We start from the raw sequence: 12,317 nt of genomic DNA on the forward strand, positions 1-12,317 counted from the left end.
CCTCACGATATAATAAAATCAATAATACATTCTCTTGTCATGTCCAGTACAGTATCTACGAACACTCCTGCAAACAGGATCAGATACAGAATAACACTCAGCGCAAACAGGAATGCAACCTGTACCCAGTCATGGTAACAGTATGCAGTTGCTATAATCAACAAAGTGAATATAAATCCAAGGATTCCTCTGACAACCGCATAAGTCTGTACTGTCATCTTTACTGCCAGGCCGATCACAAAAAGGATCAGCCATACCGGCAGTAATAATATCTTCCCAGCAAGTTTTAAAATAAACATGTGCACCTCCTATCTTACCAGTCCTGGCATATCATGGTTCTCCTGATTGTCTGTTTGGCTCAGTCATCTTGACTCCTTTCCTCCAGGATTCAGGAACTAAAAAATGCCTGCCTGTAACTTTTATAGATAGTAAAGTTCCAAACAGACATTGCTGTTTGACTATTAGCTGTAGCTAATAGAATTGAATACTGTTTCAGCTAATTTATGTTTGCAGATTTGGGAGAGATTGTTTCTTTTCCCGCCTTTTCTCTGATTTACATCCCCGAATAAGGGGTGACAACGGAGCGGAACCCAAATGTTAGCTGGACTTCCTAAAACCCATGCTTGCAAACCGGTAATTTTGATTAGCTGTCAGCTAACAAAAATCAGATTGCGTTAGCTGGAAATTGATCATTTTGAATGGAATTTTGTGTCACGAACGTGATTTGAAAATAACAAAAGCGTTCGTTGTCAGCTAATCCAGCTAACATTTTCGAACGCTTTGAAGCCCGTCGCCAAGAGGATTTGAACCTCCGACCCCTCGCTTAGGAGGCGAGTGCTCTATCCAGCTGAGCTATGACGACACATGCCGCAAACCCTTGATTTTACTGGGTTTCTGGGATTTTTTCCTTCGGCCATATATAAGATTATCAACTCTTTTTCGAGTTGTCAATCCACAGATTTTTTTGATTTGGTAACATTAGAACGTTCCCCAATTTGGTGAATGCTTTGTTGTCACCATTAGCATTTTTCAGAATAGATTCGAACTGAAAGTTGTTTTTCATTTTTTCCCTTTGGGGAATGCCTCGGCTTTCTCTTAGGAGTCGAATACTCTATCCAACTGAGCTATATAAACATATATGGTTGTGAAACACACTCGAACATATCGAGAAGTTTCACAACCATTATTTTACTATATTTGTTTTGAAATTACAAGAATTAATTCTAAGACATTGAACTGCTGTTACGATGCCCAAAAATCCCAGTACTTTACGGAATCATTATCTCAAACAGTTTCGTTTTTAATAGTGCAGCTGTCCCTGCAGCCAGATCGTTCCTTTGAAGCGGCGGCCAACTACAGGCTCACCGAGGAGATCTTTGCTGTTAATGCAGACATCAAACTGCATATCATTGCTTTCAATAGTCATCTGGCAAATTTCTTCACCTGTCAGGATATTCTTAAATTTCATAATATCAAGAATCTCACCAAGTACATTATACTGATCACATTCGATTCCATATGGCATGAAATAGGAGTCTACAATCGTTAGAACATCGTCTGTAACGATTCTCTGGGAGATCATAGAATAAGTATCCATATCCTCCATTGTAAGGCTCTCCATAGCCTCCTCATCGCCATTACGTGCTGCTGCAATCAGATTGGTTCTGTTTTTTGCAAGCTCGCGCTCTACCTTTACAGCTTCCTTATCCTTCTGAAGCGGAAAAAGGATCTTTCCTTCTGACGCCAGCCCTGAAACAGTAACTGGTCTGTCTCCGGAATCCATCCCCCTGCATTTCCCCTTCATATATTCTGCCGGATTCTGCAGATAAAAGATCATTGTCACACCAATTCGCAGATCGTCGCATGCACCTGCATAGGATTCCTTCTCAGCATGACGTTCAACAGTAACTTTTTCCCTGGATGTGATCCCTGTTCCCCTGAAAAACGGGAAATAATATTCCACGTGAAACTCACCGTTCTCGTCATACTGCCCGCAAACGCTGATTCCACAGTCGCAGCCGTAATTCTTTGAAAACTGTACAAATATCCCTTCCGGATGATTCTCCACACAAACTTTCTCGTCATAGTTCGCGATCACATCACGGATGATCTCTTTTATTTCACTTCTTCTGGTAATCTGTGAAAAGCCAACTGCCTTTAAATAACTGTGCACAAGAACACCTCCCTGAAAAAGCCTGCATCTTTCTTACGCGCGTGTCTTTTTCTCAATCTTGGTCATACCGCCCATGTATGGCTGCAGAGCTTTCGGAATGCTTACAGAACCGTCTGCATTCAGGTTATTCTCCAGGAAAGCAATAAGCATTCTCGGAGGTGCTACTACTGTATTGTTTAATGTATGTGCAAGATATTTCTTACCATCTTTGCCATTTACACGGATCTTAAGACGACGAGCCTGTGCATCACCAAGGTTAGAGCAGCTTCCTACCTCAAAGTATTTCTTCTGACGTGGGGACCATGCCTCAACATCGAGAGATTTTACTTTAAGATCAGCAAGATCACCGGAGCAGCACTCGAGTGTACGAACCGGAATGTCAAGAGAACGGAACAGGTCTACTGTGTTCTGCCACAGTTTGTCAAACCACATTTTGCTCTCCTCCGGCTTGCAGACAACGATCATCTCCTGTTTCTCGAACTGATGGATACGATAAACACCTCTCTCCTCAAGTCCGTGAGCTCCCTTCTCTTTACGGAAGCATGGAGAATAGCTTGTAAGTGTTTTCGGAAGCTCCTCCTCCGGAATGATCTGATCGATGAATTTTCCAATCATGGAATGCTCACTTGTACCGATCAGGTAAAGATCCTCACCCTCGATCTTGTACATCATAGCGTCCATCTCAGCAAAGCTCATAACGCCTGTAACAACGTTGCTTCTGATCATGAAAGGCGGTACGCAGTAAGTAAATCCACGGTTGATCATGAAATCTCTTGCGTAGGAAATTACTGCTGAATGAAGACGTGCAATGTCTCCCATCAGATAATAGAATCCATTACCTGCAACACGTCTTGCGCTGTCAAGATCGATTCCGTCAAAATTCTCCATGATATCTGTGTGATACGGAACTTCGAAATCCGGAACAACCGGCTCACCGAATTTCTCGATCTCTACGTTCTGACTGTCATCTTTACCAATCGGTACAGAAGGATCAATGATGTTCGGGATAACCATCATATCCTTCAGAAGCTCTTCCTCAACCTCTTTTTCTCTCTGGGAAAGCTCCTCGATGCGGGTTCCGGATGCAGCAACCTGTTTCTTAACCTCTTCAGCCTCTTCTCTTTTTCCCTGACCCATAAGAGCACCGATCTGTTTGGAGATCTTGTTTCTCTCTGCACGGAGAGCCTCAACCTCCTGTTTGATTTCTCTGTTCTCTTTATCAAGTTCGAGAACCTTGTCAACCAGCTCCAGTTTACTGTCCTGGAACTTATTGCGGATGTTCTGTTTTACAACCTCCGGATTCTCTCTCACAAACTTAATGTCTAACATGATATTCCTCCTGTATTAAAAATATTCTTATTTTTATAAATTTAATTATTCCTTCTCGATCTCGCCAAGTCCGAAGTTTACTGCCTTTCTCAGTGCCTCAACTTCTTCCTGACTAAGTACAACGTAAGATTCTCCCTTTACGATTTCCTTTAAATAAAGGAAACAGTTGTCACGGCTGTGAACCGCATTCAGGATCAGTCCTGTGTTGTTCTTATCAAGAAGAGCCAGCGCAAAACTGAGTTTTCCTCCTACATCATCAAAAGCATCATACTTCTCAATACCGTATTTACTGAACATTACATTCAGATTTTTTTTAATAAAGCTGATGTCATGATCATGATCTTCCTTTGCCTCATACAGCCGGTCGATCTGTGCAAATTTTCTTACAAAAACTTTTTCCAGCGACTGTGCATCTCCACCTCTCATAAACAGCTTGTACTTCCGTTCCAGACGGCTCAGACGCATATTGCTGCTCACCACATTGATCAGAAGAATAATGGTGAGGATCAGCAAAATAATGATCACAATCCCTGAATCAATTCCCATACTTTCAAAAATCCCGCTCATTCTGCCTCCTATTTAATAGACTCGAACAGATCAATGATCCTCTCCAGTTCATCTCTGGAATAATATTCAATTTCGATTTTTCCTTTATTGTTTTTCTTCCGCTGAATAGATACCTTTGTTCCCATAATACCTTTCATTTTTTCTTCCAAGCTTTCATAGATGGCATCTTCCGCTGTATTTCTCTCTGTTTTTGCTTTTTTCGCAGGAGAAACCAGGTTTTTTACAAGTTTTTCTGTCTCACGGACACTGAGTTTTTCGTCAAAAACCTTCATAGCTGTATTTTCCTGAAGACTTTCATCCGAAATACCAAGCAGTGCTCTGGCATGCCCCGCTGAAATCATATCTGCAATGACCATTTCCTGAACTTTAACTGTAAGTTTCAGAAGTCTCATGGAGTTGGTAACTGCCGTTCTGCTTTTGGCTACACGCTCTGCAATTTCATCCTGTTTCAGGTGAAACTCTTCCATCAGACGCTTATAAGCCATTGCTTCCTCTATGGGGTTCAGATCTTCCCGCTGAATATTCTCAATCAAAGAGATTTCTACAATTTCCTGCTCCGTGAACTCTTTTACCACAACAGGAACTTCTTTAAGTCCTGCCATCTTGGCAGCTCTCCAGCGACGTTCACCTGCTATGATCTCAAAGTAATCTTTCTTATCTGATACAAGCAGTGGCTGAAGTACTCCATACTGTTTGATCGATTCAGAAAGTTCCAGCAAAGCATCCTCATCAAAATGTCTTCGTGGCTGTTTCAGATTCGGTTCTACACTGGAAATTTTCACAAGACGTTCTGCAGCCGGTTTCTTCTCCGATACCGTTTTGTCTTTTTTTACTGCAGATCTTGTCTTTTTTGATGTTTCATTTGCCGCTCCACCGACTTTATTAGGAATCAGTGCATCCAGACCTTTACCAAGACCTCCTGTTCTTCTTGCAGCCATTATTCACCCTCCCTGTTAATAACTTCTTCTGCCAGGAGACGATAGCTCTCAGCTCCTGTTGATCTTGAGTCATACAGATTAATAGGTTTTCCATAACTAGGTGCTTCTGCAAGACGAACATTTCTCGGAATGATCGTTTTGTATATATTCTGATCCAGGTTTTCTTTTACATTCTCTACGACCTGAAGTGACAGATTTGTTCTGGCATCATACATGGTAAAGACTACACCTTCGATCTTCAACCGTTTATTCAATCGGTCTCTTACCAGTTCGATTGTATGTATCAGCTGTGACAAACCTTCCAGTGCATAATATTCACACTGAATCGGAACCAGTACGGATGTTGCTGCTGTCAGAGCATTGATCGTCAGCATGCTCAGTGAGGGCGGACAATCCATGATTATGTAATCATATTTCCTGCGAAGTTTGTCTGTGATCTTTTTCAAAATGTACTCTTTATCTTCAAGATCTACCAGTTCGATTTCTGCACCGGAAAGATTCATATTCGATGGTATCAGATCTACATTATCTACTACGTTTTTTATAATGGTATCTTTGGTCTCCGCTTCTCCAAGCAGCAGCTCGTAAAGGGTATTTTCCACTGCATTCTTGTCTGCGCCAAGTCCACTTGTTGTGTTTCCCTGCGGATCTATGTCAATCGCAAGAACCTTTTTCCCTTTCTCAGCAAGACAGGCCGAGAGATTGATTGCCGTTGTTGATTTTCCAACCCCGCCTTTCTGATTGGCAACTGCAATGATTCGTCCCATTTTACCCCTCCTTTTGTTGTTTTTTAAGGGATTTTTACTCATTGGATACCATTATAACACTTTTATTTTTAAACCGCCACATAATGTTTCACGTGAAACAATAGAAAATGGGTTTTGAATTATTTTATTTATTGTGTAGTATACCCAAAGTTCAGGAAGCTTAAACGTCAGGTATTGCTTAGTACTTTTTACTCCCCTACAAAGGATTTATTAATTGGAAGCAAATAGATAAAATTATCCGTATTCAGTAAAAACATTTAGTTTTTCAAATTAACGTGCTATAGCATTTTTTGATTAATGCCTCGAAAAGAAGTTAGACAGGCCATGAAGTGCAAGAAAGATATTCTCAGACATACAAACGGACATCGAAAATATCTAACGCAGCAATTTATGATCTACGCAGCTGAACTTGCGGCAGTAGATGCAGTAATTTCTGGAAGTGCTATAAATATTCCTTAACAGCTATTCATAACATTCTCTCTATTCTTAGCCAAATCAGGAAAATCCCCTACTGCAATTGCGAAAAGCAATAAACAATGGAAAACATATTCCGTAAAGATTATTTTTCTATAAAAATTTGTCAGATTCCTTATAATACGGCAAAAACAGTAGATATAGTAAATGGAAACTCTCATTTTTTAGGTTATATCGAAAAGTGAGAGGATTGACGTTTTTTGTAAATATATATAATATTTGGAAACTATATCGTGCTATTTTTCCTTATTTTACAACCATTTTTATGTGTATATCATTCTTTTTTCAATTTACAGTGAACTCCCCTTCTCTCTGTCCCGGTTTCATTTTGTAATATTAGATTAGATATATATGCTTAAGTTCTAGCAAAACATATTCCTGTATTCTGTTTTCTTACAGACTCCCTGATGTAATCATCTCGTAATTTGTGTTTAAAAGGCATATTCCATCCCATTCCAGGGATTATTTTATATAATCAGGCCTTTTCACCATGTTCGATAGTCGGCTTTTCTTCAGCTAAGCTGATCGCAATACGCAAATCACTGTTTTCTCTGTAAAAAAGTCAGCTCTTGGCGCAAAATCAGCTATTCCAGCGTATGCAAAACATATAAAAAGTGCTGCGTAATGTTTTAGTTTGGCATAAAACTATCCGTTTCAGCGTATATTTATATTCTCAGAGACTGTTTTAAACTATTTGGAGCGAAATCAGAATTCTGTTGTGTGTATTTTCAGGCCCGTTTTTCACATGTTTTTCTCACAAATGGGTATTTACCTGCCGTTTTGCATTGATATGTGCTATATTCCGGTGTTTCGCGCATTTCGCTTTTGCGTGCATGTGCACATTATTGTATTTAAGCCATTTTTGTCTTTTTCTATAAAGGTACTGTATATTGTACTTTTCTTATATTCAGTACTATAAATAGTACTTTATATTTTTTTGATTAATTTATTTTATTGTTTTCAAACTTATGTATTTTCTCTTTCGTCATGTTCACTCATGTATTCGTAATCCTTATTTCGCGCTTATTTATGTTTGATCTGATATACATTTCAACAAAAGTACTATATATTGTACTTTGTCAGGCAGATAAAATCTTCCACACTTATCACTTGCTCATAACCGAATAACTGATATGTAATAACTCTTGTCACAAGGCAAATTTAGAAAAAATCACTACAAACTTATTAGTTTTCACCTAACCCACATGAAATGTCTTCAGACATATTAGCCCTCTACTTTATCCTCTCTACTACGTGGATTGAGATTGCTCCTTACCTACAGGTCAATGATTTTCTGCGAGCCCTGCCATCTGCTTACGCGGATTACAGATTTTTCTGTGTCAACACAGTTATTTCGCAAATAATTCGAATCTTGAATGATAAAAAACTTTCAGGGGTTTCCAGCTAATAGTTATCCACTATGCTGCAAACAACATTTGGCTGCTTACATTTCTTGATTTAACACCAAGCCATGGACTGATATCCGGGATGTACATGGGGTAAGTATTCTTTTCATCTGGCGAAATTGTTATAAGCAGAAACGAGTTGAAGGTGTTTCTGATGATATCCAGCTTTCCGGATTTGCAATTCAGGATAGCCCGGGAAATTTTCTGCTGTACAAAAGAGGGAGAGGAGTCCGGTTCAGTAAATCCTGATAGAAGTTTTCTCGGACGCTTCTGATCTTTCGGTTATTCAGTTATTCATCCAGAATCCCTCTTATCTTTTCAAGCTGGAGCTTGAAATAGAAGAAAAAGCCCCCAAGAAAGGTGAACATAGATTGCAGTGGAATTGATGTTTTTATGTCTCATAAAGACTTTTAAAATAATCATATCTGATCCGTTCCGTCCTTGTAATGATAAGTAATAAATGCATGCCGGAAAGTACGGCAGATAAAGCGGCATTCCATCCTGGTTCATTTTCATGGAAACTAAAATATCAGCAGAATAATCCGTAATAATATAGTCAGTAAGATCGCGGAAAAAGATCGTCTCACGTTATTATTTTAAATAATCGTCCATAATGGAACCTCCCGAAATCGAATGACATATTATAGTGTTTCAGGAAATTACTACATCAAATTCAGCTATGTAGAACATGAATCGCTGCGTTAGACATTTTATACAAACATACGTTTGTCTGTAGTCATTTTTCTTGCACTTTATGCCTTCCCAACTTTCTTTCGATACATTAATTCCTGGAATTGCTATAAAATGAAATCAAAACCATTTGCAGACGGAAAACGATAAAAAAATATATAAAATTGAAATATGCGGTTGTTGAGTTAAAAAATCCATGATAACATAAGCATAGCAGTTTTCTTGTATTGTTTTAGGTTGTCTTTTGATGATTCAACAATAAAACATATATATAAACTGCTGCTTTTATTTAAGAAAAAATAGAATTTCAGGAAAAATCCGTCGTTTCACGTGCTTAGATCTGTCCGCCGCGCTAGTGTTTTAGTACAATATGTACATATGCACCATATAAAAACATATAGAAGAGCTTATATCATTCATATAACTTCTATAATTAATTTATACAGTGTTAAACTGATAAAATTATCCGTATTCGTCACACAGTTCTTCCTGATACAGACAAGCTTCCTCTCACCGTTTATTACTTTTAGCCTCTCACAGGGGACTTTCCTGATTTAGTTAAACTAACACACTTAAACTTATACACTTAATTTGAAAGGAATTTTCATACATGAATCCAAATAATAAAGACCTTACAAATGAATCTCTTCAGGGAAATGAAAAAATTGAAACTGCTATTGCTGCACTTCAGCAGGAAACCACTGAGGAAATGCTTGCTCACGTTCTTACTATAATCCGTCGCAGTATGAAGGAAAATAAACAACTGATTATTGCTGTAGAGCCTCCCAAAGGTGATGGCAAGATCAATCTTCAGACTATCCGGACTAACGATGGTAAACAATGGTTGGCTGCATTCACCAGCTTTGACGAAGAGCTCAAAGGTAGTGACAAGATCATGTCTACTTTTACTGCCGAAATTGACAAGATTTTTCTCACTGCATTACAGGAACCATCTATTGAAGGTGTTATTATCAATCCATGGAACCGCACCATCATGTTAAACAAATCCTTAATCAATATTATCCTTGGAAATCCTGTGTAATATTCCCATGTTTCACGTGAAATATAATGGCACAACAGCACAAAAACGTAATAACTGTTCTTGTCCTTATACAAACTGTTACTGTATTTTTACCGAATCAGAGAAGTCACTGCTTCAATTACGAAAAATAAACAATGAGTAGCAACTTGCTTGTATCAGGAGAATCTTGTACTCCTCCCGATAAACTACGAAGCAGTTATCCTGTGTAGAACAGTGTAGCAACTGCGGATGATTTTATCCGCTTAACTTTGTTTCACGTGAAACATATCTGTTAACTATCTGTTTATTCGCTGTTTATTCGCTTTTTCAACCAGCATATTACTGTTTTCTCATTAGTCAGTAACACGCACATCACAATGTACCATACTCTTTTTACACACAGCATATAAAATAGTGTTTGATTTGCAAATCCCTCCACTACTGCTTATTATATTTGCAATTATAGTAATGAGCTCCCTGGATCGATTAATTCTCATTTTTCTCCACCTTCGATTCAAAAAAGTACCTCATACCAGACCACATTACTGTTTGTTCCGTTCTCAGTAACACTCTTCGAGACGCACAGTAACACAGCCACTATTCATAGCTGTTCCGCGCTTACAAAAACATTGTAAATTTTAATCTAATAGCGTATAATAAAGCCTAGAATATTCAGAAATTTTGTTACGATTTCAGGAGGTTTTCAATGAAAAAAAATGGACACAGATTACTCACCCTTGCTGCTTTATTAGGCACAGCTGCAGGAGTTATTCATATTGCCAACCGTTTCATAGATGCCACATCCCAGCTTAAAGATATGCTGGAACAGCTACACAGCAAGACATATGAATGGCGTTTTGGAAGAATTCATTACACCAAACAAGGACAGGGCTCCCCACTTCTCCTTATTCATGATATTATGCCAGGTGCATCTGGTTATGAATGGAACGCTGTAGAAAAACAGCTGGCAACAGAGCATACTGTTTATACTATTGACCTCTTAGGCTGCGGACGTTCTGAAAAGCCAGATATTACTTATACCAATTTTGTATTTGCGCAGCTGCTCTGTGATTTTGCCAAGAATGTTATTAAAGAAGAAACTGATATAATTGCCAGTGGCTTTTCCGGTTCTTTTGCAATTATGGCATACCGAAATAATTCCGATTACTTCCGCAAGATCATGCTTGTAAATCCACCAAGTCTCAGTTCACTAAAACAGGCCCCTTGCGAAGATAACAAGTTATTTAAACATATTATTGAACTTCCAATTTTCGGAACACTGATCTATCATATGGTATCCGCACGAGAATCTATCAGCAGTTTATTTATGGAGAAAATGTTTTATAATCCGTTCCACGTGACAGATACTCTTGTAGATACTTATTACGAAGCAGCTCACAAGGGTGGTTCCAGTGCCAAATATCTGTATTCCAGCTATATTGGAAAATACCTTAATATCAGTATTAACAATGCAGTTGCTTCCTCTGATGCCTGCATCTATATTGTTTCCGGTGAAAAAGAAAGCTGTTATGCTCTGATATCCGAAGAATATCAGAAATTGAATTCTTCTATCGAAGTTGCAGCAATTCCCGAAGCAAAGCACCTTCCTCACCTTGAAAATCCGGAACTTTTCCTAGAGCAAGTATCCATTTTCATGTAAAACATAGCTCTTTTAACAAAATTCAGGAAGTCCCCACCCACTGTCTCAATCACCAAAATAATAAGCAGCGAGTGAGGACTTTCGCTTTCCTGTACTCCTCCTGATAAGCTGTAAATCAGTTATTCAATTCAGTATAGAACTACTTAGCAAATGCAGAAATTATCTTGAGCAGATATGCTCAGATTCGCAATTCATCTCACTACCTGAAGAAGCAGGAGAGAATTCTTGCTAGACTTTATTAAAACTTCATTTATTTAAAAAAGCAGACACTCATTTTTTTTGCATTGAATGTCTGCTTTTCCTAGCTTACATATTCTTCTGTTCTGTCTTGATATCTTTATATTTATATCTCAGCTATGAAATATAAAATACTTTGAGACAAACTCTATCATTCTTTGTTTCACGTGAAACATTTCATCCAACAGGTATTCGTAATTCATTTCAGTGCCTGTTCCAAATACATATGCGTAGTGTTATCGATCAATTTATGTGTCAGTTCTGCCATATGCTGTGTGGACTCCTGGTTATCAGAGGACAACCAGGTTTTAATCATTCCTACGCATCCATTAAGACAGAAGGCATAGGCATACTCAATATCTCTGTTATCCTTAGGCATTCTGCTGGACAGACGATGCAGCACTGTTTCAGCGATTAACTTCTCAATTCTACTAACAAACGCCATATCACCATTTTTTCCAAGCAATGCAATACAAATATCCTTATTATTATCCAGGATCGTAAAAATCTGCTCGATAAACGGGTAAGAACTCTCTTTATTATTAATAGGATCTAATGGATAATCATCAACTAAATGTGAAACCTCATCCATCAGTTCTCCCTCTATAGATTCCAGCATCTGATAAATATCGGTATAATGAAGATAAAATGTTGAGCGGTTGATATCAACCTCCTCTACCAGTTCTTTCACCGTGATTTCTTTAATACTCTTTTTCTGCATTAACCGAGCCAGACCTGCACGAAGCTGTGCCTTAGTTTTTCGTACTCTTCTATCAACTTTTTCCGCCATTTCAATTTCCCCCAATCATTAAAATGATTTATGCCATCAGAATATAAAAAATATTACAAAGAATTCTCACATGACATAAAATAGTTTCTAACAGGCAGAAACAAGCAGATTAACACTTCCTCTGCCTGATTATCTTCCTTGTCATCTGCACTTAAAAATAAAATCAAAACCCTTTTTTTATTTATAATACAGTTTATATTTCATAGACATTTCTCACATTTCTTGTCTATTAATGTACATACTGCAAATATTTAATGGTTGTATC

At 38.2% G+C, this 12,317-nt stretch carries 9 protein-coding genes and 1 tRNA gene; 2 read left to right on the forward strand and 8 right to left on the reverse strand.

All coding sequences use genetic code 11. The features are described 5' to 3' along the window. Positions 1-2: 2 nt before the first annotated feature. From AC04Q4_RS12215 to AC04Q4_RS12245, 7 genes are all read right to left on the reverse strand, one after another. The gene (locus tag AC04Q4_RS12215; protein ID WP_119240213.1) at positions 3-299 is read right to left on the reverse strand and encodes a hypothetical protein; all 297 of its coding nucleotides are present in this window, start codon (positions 297-299) and stop codon (positions 3-5) included. Between the two features lie 489 nt (positions 300-788). Continuing rightward, positions 789-862 (reverse strand) — tRNA-Arg (locus AC04Q4_RS12220). 438 nt (positions 863-1,300) lie between these two features. Then, a complete protein-coding gene (locus AC04Q4_RS12225; RefSeq protein WP_476389040.1) occupies positions 1,301-2,173 on the reverse strand; it encodes a DUF3881 family protein in 873 nt (290 codons plus the stop codon). A gap of 33 nt (positions 2,174-2,206) precedes the next feature. Next, positions 2,207-3,502 (reverse strand): serine--tRNA ligase, encoded by a 1,296-nt coding sequence (gene serS / locus AC04Q4_RS12230; RefSeq protein ID WP_119240211.1) that lies wholly within the window; start codon positions 3,500-3,502, stop codon positions 2,207-2,209. Between the two features lie 45 nt (positions 3,503-3,547). Next, entirely contained in the window at positions 3,548-4,069 is a 522-nt protein-coding gene (locus AC04Q4_RS12235; protein WP_173757536.1) for a DUF4446 family protein, read from the reverse strand. Positions 4,070-4,077: 8 nt separating this feature from the next. After that, positions 4,078-5,007, reverse strand: a complete 930-nt coding sequence (locus tag AC04Q4_RS12240; protein WP_173737990.1) for a ParB/RepB/Spo0J family partition protein — start codon at positions 5,005-5,007, stop codon at positions 4,078-4,080. Beyond that, positions 5,007-5,774, reverse strand: coding sequence for a ParA family protein (locus tag AC04Q4_RS12245; RefSeq protein ID WP_173737991.1), 768 nt, complete (start codon positions 5,772-5,774; stop codon positions 5,007-5,009). Before AC04Q4_RS12245 ends, AC04Q4_RS12240 begins: the two co-directional genes overlap by 1 nt. Before the next feature lie 3,180 nt (positions 5,775-8,954). Here AC04Q4_RS12245 and AC04Q4_RS12250 point away from each other — a divergent pair. Next, positions 8,955-9,386 carry an SseB family protein gene (locus tag AC04Q4_RS12250; protein ID WP_173737992.1) on the forward strand — a complete coding sequence of 144 codons (432 nt, stop codon included), beginning with the start codon at positions 8,955-8,957 and terminating at the stop codon, positions 9,384-9,386. Positions 9,387-10,071: 685 nt separating this feature from the next. Next, positions 10,072-11,025 (forward strand): alpha/beta fold hydrolase, encoded by a 954-nt coding sequence (locus tag AC04Q4_RS12255; protein WP_173737993.1) that lies wholly within the window; start codon positions 10,072-10,074, stop codon positions 11,023-11,025. Between the two features lie 436 nt (positions 11,026-11,461). Here AC04Q4_RS12255 and AC04Q4_RS12260 read toward each other — a convergent pair whose 3' ends face one another. Beyond that, positions 11,462-12,052: a TetR-like C-terminal domain-containing protein gene (locus tag AC04Q4_RS12260; RefSeq protein WP_173737994.1), complete on the reverse strand. Its 591-nt coding sequence runs from the start codon at positions 12,050-12,052 to the stop codon at positions 11,462-11,464. Positions 12,053-12,317 lie beyond the last annotated feature (265 nt).

It is taken from the genome of Blautia sp. HA8986 (assembly GCF_056504635.1).

Coding starts and splice junctions, on each gene's coding strand:
- AC04Q4_RS12245 (WP_173737991.1), bottom strand. CDS start 5,774: ATGGGACGAATCATTGCAGTTGCCAATCAGAAAGGCGGGGTTGGAAAA.
- AC04Q4_RS12250 (WP_173737992.1), top strand. CDS start 8,955: ATGAATCCAAATAATAAAGACCTTACAAATGAATCTCTTCAGGGAAAT.
- AC04Q4_RS12260 (WP_173737994.1), bottom strand. CDS start 12,052: ATGGCGGAAAAAGTTGATAGAAGAGTACGAAAAACTAAGGCACAGCTT.
- AC04Q4_RS12255 (WP_173737993.1), top strand. CDS start 10,072: ATGAAAAAAAATGGACACAGATTACTCACCCTTGCTGCTTTATTAGGC.
- AC04Q4_RS12235 (WP_173757536.1), bottom strand. CDS start 4,069: ATGAGCGGGATTTTTGAAAGTATGGGAATTGATTCAGGGATTGTGATC.
- AC04Q4_RS12240 (WP_173737990.1), bottom strand. CDS start 5,007: ATGGCTGCAAGAAGAACAGGAGGTCTTGGTAAAGGTCTGGATGCACTG.
- serS (WP_119240211.1), bottom strand. CDS start 3,502: ATGTTAGACATTAAGTTTGTGAGAGAGAATCCGGAGGTTGTAAAACAG.
- AC04Q4_RS12215 (WP_119240213.1), bottom strand. CDS start 299: ATGTTTATTTTAAAACTTGCTGGGAAGATATTATTACTGCCGGTATGG.